Below are 22,100 nucleotides of genomic sequence, written 5' to 3' on the forward strand. Positions count from 1 at the left end.
TCAACCTTATCTTCAGGATTTAGCACCATTCTGCTGAACAGCGGTTGCCGGGTATCATAGGGCCAGTCCCTCCACCTCTCTTGATAAGGAAATATGCTATTTTTCAGAATAAACTGTAATACTATTAATCTTAGTATGTTTTCTCATATTGTCAATATATTTCGATAAATATTTTTATTTGTCACCCTCAAATAGAATCATATCTATCACAATGGCGATCGCGAGACAAAGAACGATATCCTCTTCCTTTTCAATCTGCAAATGATAGGAATCGCCCCAGCTCATCCATGATTTGGTGACAGTCATCCGGTTTGATTTTCCGTCTGTCACTTGAAAATTCCGGCCCCACACATCGCCGGTAAGATCCCAGCCGAGTCCGGAAATTTCAAATTTCGGTTTGAAAAGCGTGACTTTCTTGATGACTTGGCAGACGGGTTTGCCGCTGACGGAAATCTCGTAACGGGGAACGAACGACATCAGTTTCTGATTGACGCTGGCGAGCGTGCGGCCGTCCAAATCAGTCAGCTTCAGTTCATCACCGAATGAAAACAGCTTTCCTTCAACATTGTAGACTTCTTTTCCGCTTTCAAGAAACACTTGAAAACGATTCTTAAACGTCAACATTCGCTCTTTGATGTAAAAATGGTACATAAAAAAACTCCTTTTTTATGTTGTACGAAAAAAGGAGGCGGTTGGTTTCATATCGGCCGGGTGCATAAAAAAAGGCTGCCGATTTTGCGGCAGCTGTCGTTTTTATGATAGCGGCATCCGGCGTTTTTGACGGATCGCATTTAAATCAATGATGTTATTCGTGTCGGCAGCTGTCACCAGCGGGCTTGTCTTTGGCGTTTTCCGGCGGTTGTCCTTACTGAAAGAGAAAACAAGATACCCTGTCAAAGCAGCAAAAATAAGTAGCATCATTTTACATACCTCCCAAAAAAAGTTTTGGTATTATTATTGTACGAAAAAACAAACGAAAAGTATTCAAACAATTGTCACTTTTTTAAAAAATAACGTCATTTTCCGTAAAAATGACTATGGGTTGAAGAAGTTTTGCTCTTGTTGTGGTTCTATAGATTGTATCGGCTGATGAATGATGATCGTTTATATAACTTTTTTACTATTTTTTGTAAGCATCAAATTAACTACTTCAGTGTTTTCGTTTGCCTTGTGTTATTCAGTACCCTAAAAAATCTTATAATATGCAAAATAACTGCTTCTAACAGATGACTGCAGGATGACAGCGCTTTCTTTATTTTTTTAAAGAAAACGAGATGTTATCTTAAAAAAATCGTTTGAACATTTTCCGCAGTTTTTTAAAAGGGTTTGATTTCGTCTCCAGAATACGCGGGTCTTTTAAGGTTTTTTTCAATTCTTTCGCTACAGTCCCTCTTGCCATAGTCTTCACTCCTTCTTTCCATTTCATACCTTATATACGGAAAGAAAGAAGGAAAGGTTTCATGTGAAAGAAAAAAACCAAAGCAGGGGGCTTTGGTTTTAAGCGCGCTCTTCAAAGAGCCTGGCGATTTCAACAATGACGTTTACCGCCTTTTCCATATGATCGACGGAAATGTATTCATATTTTCCGTGGAAGTTTTGGCCGCCCGTAAAAATGTTCGGTGTCGGCAGCCCCATGTAAGAGAGCTGTGATCCGTCGGTTCCGCCCCGGATCGGTTCGATAATCGGTTCGATGTCGAGGTTTTTCATGGCTTGATAGGCGACATCGACTATCTCTTTGACCGGTTCGATTTTTTCTCTCATGTTGTAATATTGATCACGCAGTTCAAGCTTGATGCTTTCCTTGCCGTATTTGGCCGCCAGCGCATCGGCGGTTTTCTGCATATATTCTTTTCGTTCTGCAAAGCGGTCTCTGTCAAAGTCTCTGATGATGTACGACAGGGCGGCTTCAGAAACGTCTCCGTTCATGGAAAGTAAATGATAGAAGCCTTCATACCCTTCCGTATATTCCGGCGCTTCTTCTTTCGGCAGCGCGTGATGAAATTCCATCGCGATTTTTGAAGCGTTGACCATTTTGTTTTTCGCCGTTCCCGGGTGGACGCTTTTTCCGTAACAAGTAAGCTTTGCGGCTGCTGCGTTAAAGCTTTCATATTGCAGTTCGCCGAGTGGGCCTCCGTCTATCGTGTAGGCGAATGCGGCGTTGAAGCGGCCGACATCGAATTTGTGAGGGCCTCTGCCGATTTCTTCATCGGGCGTGAACGCGACCCGGATCGTTCCGTGTTTGATGTCCGGATGTTTGATCAAGTACGCCATTGCCGTCATGATTTCGGCAATTCCCGCTTTGTTGTCGGCTCCGAGCAGCGTCGTGCCGTCTGTTGTGATCAGCGTCTGGCCTTTATAGCGGGAGAGCTCCGGGAATTGCTCAGGCGACAGGACGACATTGAGTTTGTCATTTAAAACGATATCATGTCCGTCGTAGCTCTCAATAATCTGAGGATTCACATTTTTTCCGGTAAAATCGGTCGCGGTGTCCACGTGAGCCAGAAAACCGACAGTCGGCACGTCTTTATCCGTATTCGCCGGCAGAGTCGCCATGACGTACCCATTGTCATCGACTGTGATTTCTGTCATGCCGATCGACTTTAATTCATCTGCCAGCATGTTGGCCAATGTCAGCTGGCCGGGGGTTGAAGGGCAGTTTTCATTGTTTTCGTCAGACTGTGTATCGACTTTTACATAAGAGGTAAAGCGTTCAATGATTTCATTTTTCATACCGTCATCTCCTTTGTCTTATCTTACCATGCGCGGGGGAGGGATTTCTATTTCACAACCCGTTTGAATCGAGGGCTCTGTGTTTTACACGAATGAAAATAAATTATGAAGAAACGATGACTAAACGATTAAACTTTTTGGAAATGGATGATTGAGGAAGAAAAAACCGATATAATATGGTCAATTCATTCAATAGAGGAGGCTTTCTTCATGGCGATTTTAGTGACAGGCGGAGCGGGTTATATCGGAAGCCACACATGTGTCGAGCTGTTAAACGGCGGCTATGACATCGTGGTTCTGGATAATCTGTCAAATAGTTCACCGGAAGCATTGGAGCGTGTGAAAGACATTACCGGAAAAGGGCTTGTGTTTTATGAGGCGGATCTCCTTGACCGTGATGCCGTTCACCGGGTGTTTGCTGAAAATGAGATTGAAGCCGTCATTCATTTTGCGGGATTAAAAGCCGTCGGTGAGTCTGTGGCTGTTCCGCTCCGTTATTATCATAATAATCTGACGGGAACGTTTATTTTATGTGAAGCCATGCAGGCACACGGTGTGAAAAAAATCGTCTTCAGTTCTTCAGCGACGGTTTACGGCGTTCCGGAAACAACGCCGATCACTGAGGATTTTCCATTAAGCGCGACCAATCCTTACGGGCAGACAAAGCTGATGCTGGAACAGATTTTACGCGATCTGCATAAAGCGGACTCTGAATGGAGCATTGCGCTGCTCCGCTACTTTAATCCGTTCGGCGCGCACCCGAGCGGGCGGATCGGAGAAGACCCGAACGGCATCCCGAATAATTTAATGCCGTACGTCGCACAAGTCGCTGTCGGCAAGCTTGAGCAATTGCAGGTGTTCGGCAATGATTATCCGACAAAGGACGGCACCGGCGTGCGGGATTACATCCATGTCGTTGACCTTGCCGAGGGCCACGTCAGAGCGCTTGAGAAGGTGCTGAACACAACAGGCGCGGATGCCTATAATCTCGGCACGGGAAAAGGCTACAGCGTTCTTGAGATGGTCAAGGCGTTTGAAAAAGTATCAGGAAAAGAAGTGCCGTACCGTTTTGCCGACCGGCGCCCGGGAGACATCGCCGCATGCTTCGCAGACCCGGCAAAAGCGAAGGCTGAATTAGGCTGGGAAGCAAAGCGCGGGCTTGAAGACATGTGCGCCGACTCTTGGAAGTGGCAGTCCTCCAATGTGAACGGGTACCAAAAGGTATAAAAAGAAAGAGACCTTCAAATGGTGAAGGTCTCTTTTATTACGGTCATTATTTAATTTTCACTTCAACATCGTTGCTGAACTTTAATTTCCAAGTGCCTTTAGAGTATGCGTTTTTATCAACTTCAAAAGCTTTTACGTCCGTAACTTTAATGTTCGGGTTCAAGTCACTTAAAATTTTACTGTTGTCTACTTTTGTTTCTGTTGCATAGCTTGAAGAAGCATCAATATCTGAATCATAGGATGTTCCTTTAGAATCTACTAATTTCGCTCTTGGAATGGAGAAAGAGCTTAACGGCTTGTTTGAAACATTTTTAACTGTGTATTGAACAGCTACGATAACGCCGCCGTCAGATGCTTTTTTCTCGACAAATTGAGAGCCTACTGAATCTCTTTTTTCCACTTTGGTAACAGTAACTTCTGTTTTTTCAGTCTTAACAGTGTCACCGATGTTATACAGTTTTTCCTTGGATTCCGCAGCTTTTGAAGACGCGGTTTTAGATGATGAAGATCCGCCTCCGCCGCCGATGTTTACGAGAATGATAATAACCACTACTGCCAGAAGCAATGTGATAATTTTATGTCTCATAAAAAAGTTTCTCTGATCTTTACCGCAGTTTGGGCATTTTTTAACGCCTTTAGCGATTTCTTTGCCGCATGCCTTACAAGACACCAGGTTGCCTGCCATAATATTTCCTCCTATGTAAACTATTTCTTGAAAACTACATACTATAATGCCTGTAAAATAACCTATAGTCAATAATATTTTGAGAAAAAAAGTATTTTAATGATTTTTTAGTCATGTATTTTAAGGGCCTTTTTTAGTATCGGCAGATCGCTCATATTTTTTATACGTTTATTGAAAAAAGAGTGGTTGAACATGTTCGTGATTTCCCGTATAATCTTGAAAGATATACAAAAACTGAACATAAAAAACAGTGGTTTTCTAGGGTTCCGCAATGCTGAATTGGTCTGGACCGAGAGAAAACACACAGCAGGTTCCTGCTGTGACACGTTGGGATAAAAGCCCGGGAGTTTCTGCTCTTTTAATGAAGAGTGCTCTCCCGGGCTTTTTTGATTTTATATAAAGGGAGTGTCTGGGATGAAAAAGAGATTGCTGGATGTGCTGATGCTGATTATTGGGGCTTTTATCTTTGCTTTGGCCGTTAATTTATTCGCCATTCCGAATGATCTTGGAGAGGGCGGGGTAACGGGAATCACCCTGATCTTGTACTATGTGTTTGAATGGTCGCCCGGGGTGACGAATATCATTTTGAACGGGATCTTATTGATTATCGGATATAAATTTTTAGACGGAAAAACAACGCTTTATACGATCATTACCGTTGTCGCCAACTCACTGTTTCTGCATCTGACGCATGATTGGCACTCGCCTTCACATGAACTCATTATTAATACTATTTTTGCGGGTGTGTTTGCCGGTGTCGGAATCGGGATCATTATTCGAGTCGGAGGCACGACTGCGGGTTCTGCCATTTTGGCGAGGATTGCGAACAAATATCTCGATTGGAATATCAGCTATGCGCTTTTGTTCTTTGATCTGATTGTCGTCTTCAGTTCTTATTTCATCATCGGTGCAGAAAAAATGATGTTTACCATTGTCATGCTGTACATCGGAACGAAGGTGATGGACTTTATCATTGAAGGCCTGAATACGAAAAAAGCGGTGACGATTATATCTGAGCATAAGCACGAAATCGCTGAACAGGTCAACACGCTTATGGACAGAGGGGTCACGCTGCTGTCGGGTAAAGGAAATTACACGGGGCAGTCGAAGGAAATTTTATATATCGTCATCCAGAAACAAGAGCTTTCCATGCTCAAAAAAATTATTAAAAGCTGTGATACAAAAGCGTTTGTCATTGTTCATGATGTGCGTGACGTCTTTGGTGAAGGCTTCGTCGATATCTCTAAATAAAAAGGATCCCTCTGCCTGCGCGGAGGGTTTTTTTCTTATGCCGGCAGAAGCTGTTATGATCCGTTTCCCGGGAAATAGCCTGAAAGCTGTTTCTTAAAACGAAGTGGATACAATCGGCCGGACGTTTTATACTGAAAATATGATAGAGCGATAGAGAGGAGCGCATATGAATCCGTTATTGGCAATTTATCCGAGGGCTGTGGTGTCTGATACGTGCTGTACGGCGGAAGATGTCTTTTGTTTTTATGATGAGAAAAGGCGGGTCTATGTCGCCATTCCGAAGGAGGATATTACCCCGAAGGAGAAACTGCTTCTGGAATCACTTTTGACGCCCGCTGAAGAAAAAGGCGATTTTTTTCCGGAGACGGCGGCAGCAAAGAGGTGGCGGCGTTTTCTGCTGGAAGAAGGCCCGGTGCCTGATGTCAAGGAGCCGCGTGTCCGTTTTATCCATTATGACTTATTGGGAGAACGGGACTGGGGGGCATTTACGGAAGCGCTGCGCCATTTCTGGCCGGTTTCATATACAGTTGTCCGGACGGGAAGGGATCAGGGCGTGATTGTGGAGGAAGAAAAGCTGGAAGCGCCAGATTCGGATGACATCGCATCTTTTGTGAAGATTCTCGAAGGCGATTTTTATTTCAGTGTCCGTTTTTTCATCGGAAGGTATTACGGCGCGGGAGAACGTCTGCGCCTTCATTATCGGAGAGAACAGCAATATTGTCAGATTGGCCGGCGTTATCTCCCGCAGCTGAGCACGCTGACCGCGGAAACGGTATTTCCGGCCATGCTCACGGAAGAAAGCAGAGAAAAGCTCTCAGCCTTGCTTCACGAAGAAGCGGTGCTGCTGTTTCAGAAAGAACCGGAGCTGAAGCATACGATTCAGACTTTTATTGAACATAACTCGAACATGTCGCTCACATCGAAAAGACTGCATTTGCACCGCAACAGTCTTCAATATCGGATTGATAAATTTGCGGAACGCTCGGGTATTGATATTAAGACATATCGGGGCGCCCTGCTGGCTTATTTCATTTGTCTGCAGTATGAAAAATCACATTAAATGGGAAATGTGCACGAAGGCAGCGGACTTTTTTTATGAACATTGCCTATATCCGCCGCCGTCTGACGCTGTTACAATCCTATTAAAGAAAGCGTTTACAAAAAGGGGGAGATGACATGGCGGAACTTCGGCTGGAGCATATTTATAAGTATTACGATCAAAAAGAAGCGGCTGTCGATGATTTTAACCTTCATATTAAAGATAAAGAGTTTATCGTGTTTGTCGGTCCGTCGGGGTGCGGCAAGTCGACAACTTTGCGGATGGTTGCCGGGCTGGAAGACATTACGAAGGGCGATTTCTATATCGGTGACACGAGAGTGAATGACATCGCTCCTAAAGACAGGGATATCGCCATGGTGTTTCAAAACTATGCGTTATATCCGCACATGACGGTCTATGATAATATCGCTTTCGGTCTGAAGCTGAGGAAGATGCCGAAACCTGAGATAAAAAAACGGGTCGAAGAAGCGGCGAAAATGCTGGGGCTCACAGAGTATCTGCACCGCAAACCGAAGGCGCTCTCCGGCGGGCAGCGGCAGCGGGTTGCATTAGGCCGGGCGATTGTCAGGGACGCCAAAGTGTTTTTAATGGATGAGCCGCTGTCAAATCTGGACGCAAAGCTTCGGGTGCAGATGCGGGCAGAAATTATTAAGCTGCATCAAAGGCTGCAAACAACCACAATCTATGTGACGCACGACCAAACAGAAGCACTGACGATGGCGACACGCATCGTAGTCATGAAGGACGGAAAAATTCAGCAGATCGGCACACCGAAAGACGTGTATGAACATCCCGAAAACGTATTTGTCGGCGGGTTTATCGGCTCCCCAGCGATGAACTTTTTCAAAGGAAAGCTGACGGACGGCGCCATTCAGATCGGTTCAGCCGCTCTCAGCGTGCCGGAAGGGAAAATGAAAATGCTCCGGGAAAAAGGGTATGCCGGCAAAGATGTTATCTTCGGCATCCGTCCGGAAGACATACATGATGAGCTGATTGTGGTAGAATCCTATAAGAATTCATCCATCACAGCTAAAATCAATGTCGCGGAATTGCTCGGGTCAGAAATTATGGTTTATTCCCGGATCGGGGATCAGGATTTTATCGCCCGGATTGACGCCCGCCATGACATTCATGCCGGTGAAGAATTGACCGTCGCTTTCGACATGAATAAAGCTCACTTTTTTGACAGTGAAACAGAAATCAGAATCCGCTCATAACGCAAAGCCGGACAGCTGGATGTCCGGCTTTTTTTATGTAACAATTTATGACGCATAACCGATATAAAAAGTAAATAGAAGACAGAAAGCAGGAAAACGATGAAACGCATGATCATGTGCATGTGCCTTTTGGCTGCCGTGTTTACGCTTGCCGCCTGCTCGGGCCATGAGGCAAGCGCCGAACAAAGCATTCCGAAGGCAGAAGCGCACCACGATAAAAAGTCTGTAAAGCGCCAAATCAAAAAAGAGCCGGATACGTCCGCCTGGGTTCAAACGAAAGGAACGGCAAGACTGCCGATTCTGATGTACCACAGCATTTCTGAGGGAAACAGCCTGCGTGTGCCGAAGGAAGAGTTCCGGCAGCATATGAAGTGGCTTCATGATCACGGCTATTATACGATGACTCCTGAAGAGGCCTATCTGATGCTGACGGAGGATAAGGAGCCGCGTGAAAAATGTGTTCTGATCACATTTGATGACGGCTATACCGACAATGTGAAAGCGGCCTATCCCATTTTAAAGAAATACAAGATGAAAGCGACAATCTTTATGATCGGAAACTTTATCGGGCATAAGAATCATCTGACTGAGAAGCAGATGAAGGAGATGGCCGCCCACGGCATTTCCATTCAGAGCCATACGATGAACCATCTCGAATTGAACGGGCTCACACCGCAGCAGCAGCGACGTGAAATGAAGGACTCTAAGCGTTTATTTGATCAAATGTTCGGGCAGCGGACGTCTATGATCAGCTACCCAGTCGGACGATATAATAAGGAAACATTAAAAGCCGCCGCCGCGTCAGGCTACCGTATGGCGGTTACGACGGAGCCGGGAGCGGCGTCAAGAGATCAGGGGCTTTACGGGCTTCACCGCGTCCGTGTGTCGCCGGGCATGTCCGGCGCGGCATTCGGCTCTTATATTCAAAATGTGATGAAATAACAGAGCCTCCGCATATGCGGAGGCTTTTTTCAGTTTAATAGAATTGATGAAGCAGCAGAAGGGTGAGACTCACGGTAATCGCTCCGCCGATTCTGGTCGACACTTGGGCGAACGGCATAAGCTCAAGCCGTTCAGCGGCGCTCAAGATCGCGACGTCGCCGGTGCCGCCCTGGCCGGAATGGCAGGCATTAATAATCGCCGTCTCAATCGGGTACAGATTCAGCCATTTTCCGGTCAGAAAACCGACGGCCATCATCGTGACGACGATTGATAAAATGGTAATGATGTTGCTGATCGTAAACGCCGCAATCAGCTTGTCCCACGGTGTCATTGAAACGCCGATCGCAAATAAGAGCGGATAGGTCACGGCTGTCGAGAAAAAGCGCGAGACGCCGAAGGCTCCGTTTTCAATCGAAGCCGGCGCCAGCCTGAACAGCTTAATGAGAACGGCAAGGACGAGCATCACGACAGGAGCCGGAAGCTGAAAGAAATCATGCGCCAGCATGCCGACTAAATAGAGAGAAACCGCTAAAATACCGCCTGAAGCGAAAAAGGACAAATCAAACGTTTTATCATTGGCCGGCTGTTCCAATGCGGGAGCGGAATGATCAGACTTATCAACCTTCCCGTTGCCCGTCCATTCCGGTTTGCGTTTCCCGATGACATTCAGCAAACCCGATAACATAATGGCGCACAGGCTGCCGAGCATGATGGACGGCAGCACAAGCGCAAAGGCGTCTCCCTGGGACATCGGCATAATATCGGAGTAGCCGATGGATAAAGGAATCGCGCCTTCACCGACACCCCCCGCCATAATCGGAACGACAATATAAAGCAATGTGTGCTGAAAGCCGAGCCCGAGCAGCGTCCCGACGCATAAGCCGACGATGGCGGCCGCGATCGAGCCGGCGATCAGCGGAATAAAAATCTTGACGAAAGCTTTGACGAGCGTCTCTCTTTTCATCCCGAGAATACTGCCGACGACGATACCGGCAATAAATAGATAGAGAAAGTTGGAGCTTTCCGTGAATTCTGTTGTTGAAGTAATAATGTCTTTCGGAAGCAGGTGGTAGTAGACGACAGCGGATGGAATAAAGGTTGCGAGAATCGCAGGGCCGCCGATGGAACGCACGATCGGAATGGATTTTCCGATCTGGCCGAAGGTAAATCCGAAAAAACTCATGACGGCAATTGATGTCAGAATGTCGCTTTTTACATCACGGCTCATGACAAACACCGTAATAAGCAAGAAAAGCAGGATATAGATAGGAAGAGGAATAATGCCGATTCTTATATTCATTGCTCTGGCAAACCAGTTATCAGTCCGTTCCTGTTTTTGGATTGAATCCGTTTGCAATTTTGGTTGAAGTTCTCCCATGCTTGTTCCCCCAGTCGTTATGTAGTGAAAAAATATCCCCATTTAAAGTATACTAAAAAATTTAAATTGTTCATATATTATGAATTTACTAGAGGGCATGCTTTCTTCACATTTTCTTTCTCAAAATGGCGATTTGGCGGGCTTTTTCACCGAGAAAAGCATTTTGTTCGCCACACGAATAAAAAAGAGGTACGATATCAAAGGGACAAATATCCTAGGTGCTGACATAAAATCTCTACAAATCCGACAATAATCGGTCACAATTTCAGCCTTATTTTAGGTATATTGATCTTTTTTTTTAGGCTGAATCGTTGTAAAGTAATGATATTGAATCATTTCTATGACAGCCGCTGTCCCCCAGGGTGTACAGGCTGATATTTCAATAGTTTTGACGAATTTGTGAAACATTGAGCAAATATATCATTTTTGTGAAATACCGAGCAATGATTTCGCTATGTTTGTGAAATGTTGAGCAATTTACCAGATTGGAGGAAAAACATCATGAGTGAGTTGGTATTAGCCCGCATTCAATTTGCATCTACAACATTGTTTCACTTCTTGTTTGTGCCTTTGTCTATCGGGCTTGTGTTTATGGTTGCTTTGATGGAGACGCTTTATGTTGTCAAAAAACAAGAGACCTATCTCAAAATGGCTAAATTTTGGGGGCATCTCTTTTTAATTAACTTCGCTGTCGGCGTCGTCACAGGGATTCTTCAGGAATTCCAGTTCGGATTGAACTGGTCTGATTATTCCCGTTTTGTCGGAGACGTATTTGGGGCTCCGCTTGCGATTGAAGCGCTTTTGGCGTTTTTTATGGAGTCTATTTTTATCGGATTATGGATTTTCGGCTGGGACCGTTTATCTAAAAAAGTGCATTTGCTTTGCATTTGGCTTGTATCTTTCGGAACGATTATGTCATCTTTCTGGATTTTGACGGCAAACTCATTCATGCAGGAGCCGGTCGGCTTTACGATTAAAAACGGCCGAGCGGAAATGAATGATTTCGGGGCGCTTTTGACAAACCCTCAGCTTTGGGTTGAATTCCCTCACGTCATTTTCGGGGCGCTTGCGACGGGTGCTTTCTTTATCGCCGGTGTCAGCGCATTTAAATTATTGAAGAAAAAAGAAGTGCCTTTCTTCCATAAATCTTTCAAGCTTTCGATGATTGTCGGTCTGATCGCCGGTATCGGCGTTGCGTTCAGCGGACATATGCAGGCTGAGCATTTAATGGAATCGCAGCCGATGAAAATGGCTGCCAGTGAAGCGCTTTGGGATGACAGCGGTGATCCTGCCGCGTGGACGGCTTTTGCGAACATTGATACGAATAAAGAAAAAAACACATCAGAAATTTCAATTCCTTACGCACTCAGCTACTTGGCTTACCAGAAGTTCAGCGGCAGTGTGAAAGGGATGAAAACACTTCAAAAAGAATACGAAAAAACGTACGGAAAAGGCGACTATATCCCGCCTGTTAAAACGACGTTCTGGAGTTTCCGCATTATGGCGGGAGCGGGCGCGCTTATGATTTTTGCCGCGATTGCCGGCTTTATTCTGAACCGCCGCAAAAAGCTTCATACGAGCAAGTGGTATTTACGGGGCATGATCGCGCTGATCGCATTCCCGTTCATTGCGAACTCTGCCGGTTGGATTATGACTGAAATCGGCCGCCAGCCGTGGACGGTCATGGGACAAATGACGACCGCACAATCCGTTTCGCCTAACGTAACGACGGGATCTCTGCTGTTTTCAATTATCGGCTTCGGCGTCATGTACTTGATTTTAGGCGCGCTGCTTGTCTTCCTATTCGTTCGTGAAATTAAAAAAGGTGCGGACCATGATGATCACAAGGATGTTCCTGTATCAACGGATCCGTTCAGTCAGGAGGTCTACCATGGGGTCACTTCATGATCTTTGGTTTGTACTCGTTTCAGTTTTGTTTGTCGGATTTTTCTTTTTAGAAGGTTTTGATTTCGGTGTCGGCATTTCGACCCGATTTCTTGGCCATAATGAATTAGAACGCAGAGTGCTGATTAACACCATCGGCCCGTTCTGGGATGCGAATGAGGTATGGCTGCTGACAGGTACGGGAGCGATCTTCGCGGCATTCCCGAACTGGTATGCGACGATGCTGAGCGGATATTATATTCCGTTTATCATCATCCTTCTTGCTTTAATGGGACGCGGCGTGGCGTTTGAATTCCGCGGAAAAGTGAATCATTTAAAATGGGTCAAAACATGGGACTGGGTGATTTTCTTCGGCAGCCTTATCCCGCCATTTGTATTCGGACTTATTTTCACAAGCTTGTTCCGCGGCATGCCGATTGACGGCCATATGAACATTCACGCAGGTTTTTCAGATATTGTGAACGTGTATTCCGTTCTTGGCGGAGCAGCCGTCACCCTTCTTTCATTCCTGCACGGTTTAATGTTTGTCACACTGCGCACGATCGGTGATTTACAAGAGCGTGCGAGAAAAATGGCAAAACGTGTAATCGGTGTTATCTTTCTTGTTGTACTTGCTTTCTTTGCGATGTCTGCATACGATACGGATATGTTTACACGCCGGGCAAACATCACGATTCCGGTATTCGTGCTAATTGTCATCTGCAACGTTCTTGCCGTTGTGTTCATGAGCAAGAAAAAAGACGGCTGGGCATTCGGTATGACCGGCGCGGGTCTTGCTTTGACAGTTGCGATGATTTTTATCTCTCTGTTCCCGCGCGTCATGGTCAGCTCGCTGAAAAGCGCGTATGACTTAACAGTAGCTAACGCGTCTTCCGGTGATTATTCACTTAAGGTCATGACAATTGCCGCACTGACTCTGCTGCCGTTTGTCATCGGCAGTCAGATCTGGAGCTATTATGTCTTCCGGAAACGCGTCAGCCATAAGGAGCCTATGACTTATTAATGGGAAAAGACCTGTTTCTTTATAAAGGAATGAAGCGGATTCTTGCGATCATTACGGGATTAACGATTATACAAACGGCCGCCATCATCTTGCAGGCGGAATGGCTGAGCCAGGCGGTAACCGGATTATTTAACGGGAAGCGGATTGCTTCTCTTTATCCGGTTATCGGCTTTTTCCTGCTTGCGTTTTTGGTCCGGCATGCGGTGACAGCGGTCCGGCAGAAAATCGTGTACCAATATGCCGCGCAAACCGGCGCGGACTTAAGAAAAAGATTTCTTGAGCAATTGTTCCGTCTCGGCCCCCGCTTTGCGAAAAAAGAGGGGACAGGCCGGATGGTGACGCTGGCGATGGAAGGCATCAGCCAGTTCCGCCGTTATTTAGAGCTGTTTCTGCCGAAAATGGTCAGCATGGCGATTGTGCCGGCTGCCGTTGTCATTTACGTGTTTTTTCAGGATAAAACATCGGCATTGATTCTGATTCTTGCGCTTCCGATTTTGATTGTATTTATGATTCTGCTCGGACTTGTCGCACAGAAAAAAGCCGATCGCCAATGGAAGTCCTATCAGACGCTTTCCAATCATTTCGTGGATTCGCTCCGCGGACTGGAGACATTGCGGTTTTTAGGATTAAGCAAATCACACAGTAAAAACATCTTTCATGTCAGTGAGAGATACCGCAAGGCGACGATGAGCACGCTCCGGGTCGCGTTTTTATCATCATTCGCCCTGGATTTTTTTACGATGCTGTCGGTGGCGACAGTGGCGGTGTTTCTCGGCTTGCGGCTGATAGACGGACAAATTCTGCTCGGACCGGCACTGACCGCGCTCATTCTCGCGCCTGAATATTTTCTCCCGGTCCGCGAAGTGGGAAATGATTACCACGCAACGTTAAACGGGCAGGAGGCGGGGAAAACCATTCAAGCGATTTTGGAGCAGCCCGGTTTTAAAGAAGAAAAGCCGCTCGAACTTGATACGTGGACTGACGGGGATGAATTACAGCTTGCACGTTTGTCCGTCCGAGAATCGATGTCTGAATTTCATCTGTCCTTCAAAGGGAAGAAGAAAATCGGGATTATCGGGGAAAGCGGTGCGGGAAAATCGACACTCATTGATGTGCTGGGTGGCTTTTTAGAGCCTGCGTCCGGTGAGATCAAGGTAAACGGTGAATCCCGCTCGCATCTGCAGTCGGACGGCTGGCAGAAGCAGCTGCTTTATATTCCGCAGCACCCGTATATTTTTGATGACACGCTTTTGAATAATATCCGGTTTTATCATCCTGATGCTTCGCGTGAGGAAACGGCGCGCGCCGCTAGATCGGCGGGTCTTTCCGAACTGATCCGTGATCTGCCCGGCGGTCTTGACGGCCGGATCGGCGAGGGCGGACGGGCGCTCAGCGGAGGGCAGGCTCAGCGTGTCGCGCTGGCCAGAGCCTTCTTAGGAAACCGGCCGATTCTCCTGTTGGATGAGCCGACCGCTCACCTTGATATTGAAACAGAATATGAAATAAAAGAAACGATGAAAGACCTGTTTGAAAACAAACTTGTTTTTCTGGCCACTCACCGTCTTCACTGGATGCTTGAGATGGACGAAATTATCGTGCTTGATGACGGCGCGGTGGCGGAAATCGGCACCCACGACGAATTGATGGCGAAACAAGGCGTATACGCCAAACTTGTAAAGGCGCAACTGGGGGAAAGAACATGAGAAAAGAAGAATGGATTCTGCCGTATATGAAGCAAAATGCCCGTTTGTTTGTTCTTGTGATTTTTTTAGGCGCGGTGACGATTTTTTCGGCGGCCTTTCTCATGTTCACTTCCGGTTTTTTGATCTCTAAGTCGGCGGCTAGGCCTGAGAATATCCTGCTGGTGTACGTTCCGATTGTAGCCGTGCGGACCTTCGGGATTGCCCGTTCAGTCTCACGGTACGCCGAGCGTCTGACGGGGCACCATATCATTTTGAAAATCGTGTCCGACATGAGGGTGCGGCTTTACAATATGCTGGAGCCGGCCTCGCTCATGCTTTCATCTCGTTTTCGGACGGGCGACATGCTCGGCATTTTGGCTGAGGATATTGAGCATTTGCAGGATGCGTTTTTAAAAACGATTTTCCCTGCGGTTTCCGCTTTGCTGCTGTATGCGGCATCCGTTATCGGACTCGGCTTTTTTTCCTGGCCGTTTGCCGCTTTTGCGGCGATTTATCTGTTTATATTGGTTGTATTGTTTCCGGTTGTGTCGCTTCTTGTGACGAGAGCGAAAAACATGAGGCTGAAAAGCGGCCGGAATACGCTCTACAGCCGGCTTACAGATGCCGTGCTCGGCGTGAGCGACTGGATGTTCTCGGGACGCCAGGCGGCCTTTATTTCCTCTTATGAAGAGAAAGAGAAGGCATGGTTTGATCTTGAAAGCAAACGTCAGCGGTTTACGAGATGGCGTGATCTCGCCGCGCAATGCCTTGTCGGCGGCTTCATATTGATCATGCTGTTCTGGACGGCGGGTCAGTATGCGGACGGCAGCATTGCCAACACGATGATCGCGGCCTTTGTGCTTGTCGTATTTCCATTGACGGAGGCGTTTCTGCCCCTTTCGGATGCGCTGACGGAAGTGCCTTCTTATCAGGATTCCATCAAAAGAATGAGTCAGGCGGCTCCGGAGCTGCGAAGTCGTGAGGTGAAGCAGACGGATGAGAAACTGGATGTATCGGATGTGACACTTACATTTGATAACGTGACGTTTTCTTATGATCAGCACAGTCATGTGCTTGACCGTTTTTCCTTCACTCTCCGCCAAGGTGAAAAAATGGCGCTGCTCGGCAGGAGCGGCTCCGGTAAGTCGACCTCTCTCGCTTTAATTGAAGGCGCCTTAGTTCCCGATTCGGGCAAAGTGATGCTGAACGGGATAGAAACTGCGGCCGTGCAGGAGCAGATTTCCTCAGCGGTGGCCGTTTTGAATCAGAAACCTCATCTCTTTAACACGAGCATTATGAACAATATCCGGCTCGGAAACGGCAAGGCGAGTGATGAAGATGTTAAGCGTGCGGCTCGGCAAGTGAAGCTGCATGATTATATTGAATCACTGCCTGACGGATATGAAACGTCCGTGCAGGAGACGGGGATTCGTTTCTCAGGCGGGGAACGGCAGCGGATCGCGCTTGCCCGTATTCTGCTCCAAGACACGCCGGTCATTATCCTTGATGAACCGACGGTCGGCCTTGATGCGGTCACGGAACGCGAATTGCTTGATACGATTTTTGATGTCTTTAAAGAGAAAACGATCCTCTGGATTACACACCATTTAGCGGGTGTGGAAACAGCTGATAAAATCGTCTTTTTAGAAAATGGAAAAGCAGAAATGGAAGGAACCCATCAAGAGCTTCTTGCAGAAAACGAACGGTACCGGAAGCTTTACCGTCTTGATGTTCCGGTCAGAACATAAACAGCCGCAAACGAGCGGCTGTTTTTTTGTGCGGTTTAAAATCTCTTCTTGTTTGGAATATAAATAGGAGACAGAAGAGGAGGTACAGAGATGAATATAATGGATTGGACGGAACAGGATGTGAAAGATACGCTGCCGAAGCGGGAGGCAGACAGCCATAAGGGGACGTTCGGGACGGCGTTATTGCTGGCCGGCAGCGAAGACATGCCGGGAGCCGCCCTTCTGGCCGGATTGGGCGCGATGAGAAGCGGTGTCGGCAAGCTCGTCATCGGTACATCGGCAGGCGTCATCCCGCTTATCGTCCCGGTGCTGCCGGAAGCGACGTACTGGCGTGACGGCTGGAAAAAAGCCGCGGCGGGCCAGCCCGGGGAAACCATCCGGGCCGCTGCCATCGGGCCGGGCCTTCCTCAAACAGACGAAGTGCAGCAGGCGGCTGATCAGCTGCTTTCTGCCGATTATCCCGTCATACTGGACGCGGGCGCCATTACGAAAAGAACCTATCCAAAGAGGAAAGCCCCCGTGATCTTGACGCCTCATCCCGGCGAATTTTCCAGAATGACAGGCCTTCCGATTCAAGAGATTCAGCAGAACAGAGCGGGATATGCCGCAGAATGGGCGGAGCGGCTTCACGTCACGATTGTCTTGAAAGGAAACGAAACCATTATCGCTTTTCCCGACGGGGAATGCCGCAGGAATACAACCGGAAACGGCGCGCTTGCAAAAGGCGGGACCGGCGACACGCTGACGGGAATGATTCTCGGCATGCTGTGCTGTCATCAAGACCCGAAGCATGCCGTATTGAACGCCGTCCGCCTTCACGGTGAATGTGCGGAGGTATGGACGAAAGAGCGCTCCGCCCATACCTTATTGGCGCACGAACTTTCTGAACTGCTGCCGCGTGTATGGAAGGAATATGAATAAAGAAAAGGCGTCTTCATAGAGAAGGCGCCTCTTGTTGTTTTACCCTTGATTTCATCAGGACATAATACAGCAGCGACGGAACGGCCAGGCCGATGACCCAGGCAATGTCGCCTCCGCCGAATATTTCAGCGAGCGGCCCGATGTAAAAGGATGTATTGATGAATGGGATTTCTAATATAATCGACAAAACGAAGGCGGCCGCTGTAATCCAATTGACCCTGCCGTATTGCCCGTTGACATCAAACATCGATTTGACGTGGTATTTTCCGCGTCGGATAAAATAGTAATCCACGAGGTTGATCGCCGTCCATGGAATTAAGAAATAACTGATGAAAAAGATGAAATTTAAAAACAGTTCCATGAAATTGCTTTGGCCCAAGAGACTTAATACAGTACCTGCTGCCGTCACACAAAGAATCATTACCACTCTCGTTTTCGGCGTCACCTTCAGTTTTAAAAACGGCTCTAAGGTAGTCGTCGTTGACATAAAGGCTCCGTATAAATTAAAGACGTTGATCGCCATTTGCCCGAACAGGACGATGATCAGCATAATAAAGGAAAACGGACCGAACAATCGGACAATCTCATTTCCCGCATTAGCGGTAAATTCCGGGAGCGCCGTCGTCAAAATGGCGCCGAGAAGCATCATCCAGATGGAACTGACTGACGTACCTGCGTAGCTGTACCAAAAGGTATGCGATGCCGGTGTTTTGACCGGCAGATAACGGGAATAATCTGCGACATATGGCGCGTATGCCAGCTGCCATGTGGCCACCGCGCTGACCGCCACTAGAAAAACAGGCAGATCTAATGAGCCGGGCACCCAGCTTCCTGAAGGAATCGGCAGTTGAAAAATAAGAATCGTTGCAGCAAAAAAAACGGCAAAGGAGGTCCAAGAGAGGATTTTCTGCATTTTGTGAATCAGATCATGACCGTAGATCGTGAGTAAAAAACAGATGGCGCTTAAGCCGATAATACACCATGAAGCCGGAATCGGTACAAAGCTGCTCAGTGTACCGGCTGCGAGAATCGTACTGCTCGCAAAGAAGCCCAGGTAGATAAACATGACCAAAAAGAGGGGCAGAATCGCTCCGATCACGCCGAATTGCGCGCGGCTTTGAATCATTTGCGGAATTCCGAGCTGAGGTCCTTGTGCGGAATGAGACGCCATAAAGATTGCGCCGATAAAGGTCCCGATAATAATGGCGGCGATACTCCAAAAGAGATCGAGTCCCATTGTAACGGGCAGTGTGCCTGTGACTAACGTCGTAATATGCATATTAGCCCCGAACCAGACGGGGAATAAATCTTTAGCCTTTCCGTGTCTTTCGTCATGCGGAATATGTTCAATCGTTCGCCTTTCTACTTTCAATAGATAATCTCCTCCGTATGTTCTTCTTTAACATAAAGACATAGCTTAACAGATTGACCTGTCGTTTACAAATTCCAGCATGCAGGAAAAACATTGTAAAGCCTCGCTGACAGCCGTCAAAGGGTTTTTTGAAAAACGGAACAAACACTGCCGCCAAAACGATTTGCCAGGGTTTAAAAGGCATGGATATGCTTACGGACTAATATGTATTAAGGAGAAATGTGTCAATCTTTTGACGAATGGAGCCATTATTCGTTAAGCTGAAAGAATAGTTTACTTTGTGTAAATTTCATTAATGAAAAGGGGATTGATGATATGTGTACAAGTCTTACATTGAAAACGACAGACGGTAATCACCTATTGGCGCGAACGATGGATTTTGCATTTCAGCTCGGTACGGACATCGTGCTTTATCCTCGTCAGTACAGCTGGAAAAGCGAAGCTGACGGCAGGATGCATAAGACGAAATACGCATTTATCGGCATGGGGAGAAATCTCGGCAATGTTCTGTTTGCCGACGGCGTAAATGAAAAAGGGCTGTCGTGTGCGACGTTGTATTTTCCGGGCTTTGCGGGATACGAGAAAGCGGAACGGGAGGGCACCTGTCACATTGCTCCTCATGAGTTTGTCACCTGGGCCTTATCAAACTGTGAATCTCTTGAAGACATAAAGGAAAAGCTCTCAATGCTGACGATTGTAGAGAAGAAGTTAATGTTATTGGATACGGTGCTGCCTCTTCATTGGATTTTATCAGACCGCACGGGCGGCTGCATTGTCATCGAGCCGACACCGGAGGGAATGAAAGTATATGACAACAAACCCGGAGTGATGACCAACAGTCCGGAATTTCCTTGGCATGTGACCAATCTGCGCCATTATATCGGAATCAGGCCGCAGCAGTCAGAAAGCAAAACATTGGGCGGAATGACATTAACCGCTTTCGGCCAAGGATCTGGAACGATCGGGCTTCCCGGTGATTACACGCCGCCATCCCGATTCATCAGAGCCGCTTATCTGAAAGAGCATTTAGAGCCTGCTGCTCATGAAACGGATGGCGTTACGGCCGCTTTTCACGTGCTGTCCAATGTGAATATTCCAAAAGGCGCGGTGATCACAGAGGAGAATGAAATTGATTATACGCAGTATACGTCGGTCATGTGCTGTGACACCGGGAACTACTACTTTCATCTGTACGACAACCGGCAGATTCACAAAGTAAGTTTATTCCATGAAGATCTTGACCGTCCGGAGCCGAAAGTATTTGCGGCCGCGGCGGAGCAGAATATACAGGAGCTGAATTAGCTCAAAAAAAACAGGACGCGATTGTCCTGTTTTTTTATTTAATACGGATCAGACGGATGGCTTTCCTGTTCAGCCTGTTTTGCGGCTTGTGCTGTATCAGTAGTGCCGATCGGCCCGCCGCTGTTGCTTTCGGCGGCTTTTTTCAGCCCTTCCGCCACACGTTTTCCGTAGTCCGGATCTGCTTTTGTGAAATTCTCAATCATTTGATCCTGAATGTCTTTGCGACATGCAGAAAGCGTATTGACCAAGTTTGTGATCAATTCGTTCCGTTCAAATTCCGAAAATCTGCGGTATGTTTCTCCGGCCTGGCCGAAGTTATTCGACCGGTCGATCGCTTCCCGCTTCACATCGCCTTCGACATGAGGTGTATGGTCTTTCCCATCCTGCTTTGCTTCGTTGAGTCCTCCCATAATGGACGGCTCATAGTTGACGTGCGGGTTTTGTCCTTCTGCCCGATCGACCCGATACTGCATTTGCCCGCCTTCCTGGTTGGTGGCGACATGCTTTTTCGGCGAGTTGATCGGAAGCTGCAGGTAGTTTGCGCCGACGCGGTACCGCTGGGTATCTGAATAGGAGAATGTCCGCCCCTGAAGTAATTTGTCATCCGAAAAATCAAGGCCGTCCACAAGCACGCCTGTTCCGAATGACGCTTGTTCCACCTCGGCATGGTAGTTTTCCGGGTTTTTGTTCAGAACCAATTTACCGATCGGCTTCCAAGGGAAATCGTCTTTATACCACAGCTTGGTCGGATCAAGCGGATCAAAATCCAGCTCGGGGTGTTCGTCATCAGTCATGATTTGCGCATACACTTCCCATTCAGGGTAATCGCCTTTTTCAATCGCTTCATACAAATCCTGTGTCGCATGGTTAAAGTTTTTCCCCTGAATCTCTTCCGCTTCCTTCTGTGTCAGGTTGCGGATGCCCTGTTTCGGTTCAAAGTGATATTTGACGAGCACGGCTTTTCCTTCTTCATTGACCCATTTGTAGGCATGGACGCCTGAGCCCTGCATCTGCCGGTAGTTGGCCGGGATGCCCCACGGCGAAAACAAGAATGTGATCATATGAGTCGCTTCCGGTGATTGGGAAATGAAGTCGAAAATACGCTCGCCGTCCTGAATGTTCGTAACGGGATCAGGCTGAAATGCGTGCACAAGATCCGGGAACTTCAGCGGATCACGGATAAAAAAGATTTTCAAGTTGTTGCCGACCAGATCCCAGTTGCCGTCTTCGGTATAAAGCTTAACGGCAAACCCCCGGGGATCACGCAATGTTTCCGGGGAATGCTTTCCGTGGTTGACGGTAGAAAACCGTACAAACGCCGGAGTTTTCATTCCTTTCTTTTGAAACACTTTCGCTCTTGTGTATGTAGAAATCTCCTCGTCTCCAAAACTTCCGTACGCCTCAAAGTATCCGTGTGCGCCGGCGCCGCGCGCGTGAACGACGCGCTCGGGAATCCGTTCGCGGTCAAAGTGGCTGATTTTCTCCAAAAAATCATAATTCTCCAATGTCGTCGGTCCTCTATTGCCGACTGTCCTGACATTCTGGTTGTCAGTGACCGGATGGCCCTGCCGGTTTGTCAGCGTGTCTTCTGACTCGCCTTTACCGGTCGTCTTACTGGAAAGCGTTTCTTCGCTGTTTTTGTTATTTTCCATTGTTGAACCCTCCTTTTTGAACGGT

At 47.3% G+C, this 22,100-nt stretch carries 18 protein-coding genes and 2 riboswitches; of the genes, 11 read left to right on the forward strand and 7 right to left on the reverse strand.

The window, feature by feature from the left end; genetic code table 11:
• Positions 1–3: 3 nt before the first annotated feature.
• A riboswitch (SAM riboswitch) is annotated at positions 4–90 on the reverse strand.
• 84 nt (positions 91–174) lie between these two features.
• From AC1RRX_RS15295 to pepT, 3 genes are all read right to left on the reverse strand, one after another.
• Positions 175–651 (reverse strand): LURP-one-related/scramblase family protein, encoded by a 477-nt coding sequence (locus tag AC1RRX_RS15295; protein WP_042635611.1) that lies wholly within the window; start codon positions 649–651, stop codon positions 175–177.
• 102 nt (positions 652–753) lie between these two features.
• The gene (locus AC1RRX_RS15300; RefSeq protein WP_003150808.1) at positions 754–921 is read right to left on the reverse strand and encodes a hypothetical protein; all 168 of its coding nucleotides are present in this window, start codon (positions 919–921) and stop codon (positions 754–756) included.
• A gap of 576 nt (positions 922–1,497) precedes the next feature.
• Entirely contained in the window at positions 1,498–2,730 is a 1,233-nt protein-coding gene (gene pepT, locus AC1RRX_RS15305; RefSeq protein ID WP_014419238.1) for a peptidase T, read from the reverse strand.
• A gap of 210 nt (positions 2,731–2,940) precedes the next feature.
• Between pepT and galE the strand changes: the two genes are divergently transcribed.
• Positions 2,941–3,957 carry a UDP-glucose 4-epimerase GalE gene (gene galE, locus AC1RRX_RS15310; protein WP_144464770.1) on the forward strand — a complete coding sequence of 339 codons (1,017 nt, stop codon included), beginning with the start codon at positions 2,941–2,943 and terminating at the stop codon, positions 3,955–3,957.
• Between the two features lie 46 nt (positions 3,958–4,003).
• On the opposite strand, the gene AC1RRX_RS15315 is transcribed toward galE, so the two are convergent.
• Positions 4,004–4,543: a DUF4352 domain-containing protein gene (locus AC1RRX_RS15315; RefSeq protein ID WP_119834765.1), complete on the reverse strand. Its 540-nt coding sequence runs from the start codon at positions 4,541–4,543 to the stop codon at positions 4,004–4,006.
• A 346-nt stretch (positions 4,544–4,889) separates the two neighbouring features.
• Positions 4,890–4,991: riboswitch (guanidine-I (ykkC/yxkD leader) on the forward strand.
• Between the two features lie 65 nt (positions 4,992–5,056).
• Between AC1RRX_RS15315 and AC1RRX_RS15320 the strand changes: the two genes are divergently transcribed.
• The 4 genes from AC1RRX_RS15320 (at position 5,057) to AC1RRX_RS15335 (ending at position 9,112) form a co-directional block, all read left to right on the forward strand.
• A complete protein-coding gene (locus AC1RRX_RS15320; RefSeq protein WP_003150818.1) occupies positions 5,057–5,893 on the forward strand; it encodes a YitT family protein in 837 nt (278 codons plus the stop codon).
• A 166-nt stretch (positions 5,894–6,059) separates the two neighbouring features.
• The gene (locus AC1RRX_RS15325) at positions 6,060–6,953 is read left to right on the forward strand and encodes a PucR family transcriptional regulator (protein WP_144464772.1); all 894 of its coding nucleotides are present in this window, start codon (positions 6,060–6,062) and stop codon (positions 6,951–6,953) included.
• A gap of 116 nt (positions 6,954–7,069) precedes the next feature.
• Positions 7,070–8,170 (forward strand): ABC transporter ATP-binding protein, encoded by a 1,101-nt coding sequence (locus AC1RRX_RS15330; protein ID WP_017418599.1) that lies wholly within the window; start codon positions 7,070–7,072, stop codon positions 8,168–8,170.
• Positions 8,171–8,269: 99 nt separating this feature from the next.
• Entirely contained in the window at positions 8,270–9,112 is an 843-nt protein-coding gene (locus AC1RRX_RS15335; RefSeq protein ID WP_007407765.1) for a polysaccharide deacetylase family protein, read from the forward strand.
• Positions 9,113–9,146: 34 nt separating this feature from the next.
• Here AC1RRX_RS15335 and cimH read toward each other — a convergent pair whose 3' ends face one another.
• The gene (gene cimH, locus AC1RRX_RS15340) at positions 9,147–10,490 is read right to left on the reverse strand and encodes a citrate/malate transporter CimH (RefSeq protein ID WP_007407764.1); all 1,344 of its coding nucleotides are present in this window, start codon (positions 10,488–10,490) and stop codon (positions 9,147–9,149) included.
• Between the two features lie 501 nt (positions 10,491–10,991).
• Between cimH and AC1RRX_RS15345 the strand changes: the two genes are divergently transcribed.
• The 5 genes from AC1RRX_RS15345 to AC1RRX_RS15365 all read left to right on the forward strand — a co-directional run bounded on the left by AC1RRX_RS15345 (position 10,992) and on the right by AC1RRX_RS15365 (position 17,749).
• Entirely contained in the window at positions 10,992–12,398 is a 1,407-nt protein-coding gene (locus AC1RRX_RS15345; RefSeq protein ID WP_007407763.1) for a cytochrome ubiquinol oxidase subunit I, read from the forward strand.
• Positions 12,382–13,398 (forward strand): cytochrome d ubiquinol oxidase subunit II, encoded by a 1,017-nt coding sequence (gene cydB, locus AC1RRX_RS15350; RefSeq protein ID WP_007407762.1) that lies wholly within the window; start codon positions 12,382–12,384, stop codon positions 13,396–13,398. The genes AC1RRX_RS15345 and cydB overlap by 17 nt, the downstream gene beginning before the upstream one ends.
• Positions 13,398–15,101 (forward strand): thiol reductant ABC exporter subunit CydD, encoded by a 1,704-nt coding sequence (cydD, locus tag AC1RRX_RS15355; RefSeq protein WP_144464774.1) that lies wholly within the window; start codon positions 13,398–13,400, stop codon positions 15,099–15,101. Before cydB ends, cydD begins: the two co-directional genes overlap by 1 nt.
• Positions 15,098–16,828, forward strand: a complete 1,731-nt coding sequence (cydC, locus tag AC1RRX_RS15360; protein WP_047936300.1) for a thiol reductant ABC exporter subunit CydC — start codon at positions 15,098–15,100, stop codon at positions 16,826–16,828. The genes cydD and cydC overlap by 4 nt, the downstream gene beginning before the upstream one ends.
• Positions 16,829–16,918: 90 nt before the next feature.
• Positions 16,919–17,749: an NAD(P)H-hydrate dehydratase gene (locus tag AC1RRX_RS15365; protein WP_032867853.1), complete on the forward strand. Its 831-nt coding sequence runs from the start codon at positions 16,919–16,921 to the stop codon at positions 17,747–17,749.
• A 13-nt stretch (positions 17,750–17,762) separates the two neighbouring features.
• Here the strand turns inward: AC1RRX_RS15365 and AC1RRX_RS15370 are convergent, their stop codons facing one another.
• A complete protein-coding gene (locus AC1RRX_RS15370; RefSeq protein ID WP_015240847.1) occupies positions 17,763–19,121 on the reverse strand; it encodes a purine-cytosine permease family protein in 1,359 nt (452 codons plus the stop codon).
• Between the two features lie 315 nt (positions 19,122–19,436).
• On the opposite strand from AC1RRX_RS15370, the gene yxeI reads away from it, so the two are divergent.
• On the forward strand, positions 19,437–20,423 hold the full coding sequence (gene yxeI, locus AC1RRX_RS15375; RefSeq protein WP_039063822.1) for a penicillin V amidase: 987 nt from the start codon (positions 19,437–19,439) through the stop codon (positions 20,421–20,423).
• A gap of 38 nt (positions 20,424–20,461) precedes the next feature.
• Here the strand turns inward: yxeI and katX are convergent, their stop codons facing one another.
• On the reverse strand, positions 20,462–22,075 hold the full coding sequence (katX, locus tag AC1RRX_RS15380) for a catalase KatX (protein ID WP_144464776.1): 1,614 nt from the start codon (positions 22,073–22,075) through the stop codon (positions 20,462–20,464).
• Positions 22,076–22,100 lie beyond the last annotated feature (25 nt).

It is taken from the genome of Bacillus sp. GW821-FHT11D08, assembly GCF_058808515.1.

Bases quoted from the DNA above. Each gene is read 5' to 3' on its own strand.
- AC1RRX_RS15295 (WP_042635611.1), bottom strand. From the start codon at position 651: ATGTACCATTTTTACATCAAAGAGCGAATGTTGACGTTTAAGAATCGT.
- AC1RRX_RS15300 (WP_003150808.1), bottom strand. From the start codon at position 921: ATGATGCTACTTATTTTTGCTGCTTTGACAGGGTATCTTGTTTTCTCT.
- pepT (WP_014419238.1), bottom strand. From the start codon at position 2,730: ATGAAAAATGAAATCATTGAACGCTTTACCTCTTATGTAAAAGTCGAT.
- galE (WP_144464770.1), top strand. From the start codon at position 2,941: ATGGCGATTTTAGTGACAGGCGGAGCGGGTTATATCGGAAGCCACACA.
- AC1RRX_RS15315 (WP_119834765.1), bottom strand. From the start codon at position 4,543: ATGAGACATAAAATTATCACATTGCTTCTGGCAGTAGTGGTTATTATC.
- AC1RRX_RS15320 (WP_003150818.1), top strand. From the start codon at position 5,057: ATGAAAAAGAGATTGCTGGATGTGCTGATGCTGATTATTGGGGCTTTT.
- AC1RRX_RS15325 (WP_144464772.1), top strand. From the start codon at position 6,060: ATGAATCCGTTATTGGCAATTTATCCGAGGGCTGTGGTGTCTGATACG.
- AC1RRX_RS15330 (WP_017418599.1), top strand. From the start codon at position 7,070: ATGGCGGAACTTCGGCTGGAGCATATTTATAAGTATTACGATCAAAAA.
- AC1RRX_RS15335 (WP_007407765.1), top strand. From the start codon at position 8,270: ATGAAACGCATGATCATGTGCATGTGCCTTTTGGCTGCCGTGTTTACG.
- cimH (WP_007407764.1), bottom strand. From the start codon at position 10,490: ATGGGAGAACTTCAACCAAAATTGCAAACGGATTCAATCCAAAAACAG.
- AC1RRX_RS15345 (WP_007407763.1), top strand. From the start codon at position 10,992: ATGAGTGAGTTGGTATTAGCCCGCATTCAATTTGCATCTACAACATTG.
- cydB (WP_007407762.1), top strand. From the start codon at position 12,382: ATGGGGTCACTTCATGATCTTTGGTTTGTACTCGTTTCAGTTTTGTTT.
- cydD (WP_144464774.1), top strand. From the start codon at position 13,398: ATGGGAAAAGACCTGTTTCTTTATAAAGGAATGAAGCGGATTCTTGCG.
- cydC (WP_047936300.1), top strand. From the start codon at position 15,098: ATGAGAAAAGAAGAATGGATTCTGCCGTATATGAAGCAAAATGCCCGT.
- AC1RRX_RS15365 (WP_032867853.1), top strand. From the start codon at position 16,919: ATGAATATAATGGATTGGACGGAACAGGATGTGAAAGATACGCTGCCG.
- yxeI (WP_039063822.1), top strand. From the start codon at position 19,437: ATGTGTACAAGTCTTACATTGAAAACGACAGACGGTAATCACCTATTG.
- katX (WP_144464776.1), bottom strand. From the start codon at position 22,075: ATGGAAAATAACAAAAACAGCGAAGAAACGCTTTCCAGTAAGACGACC.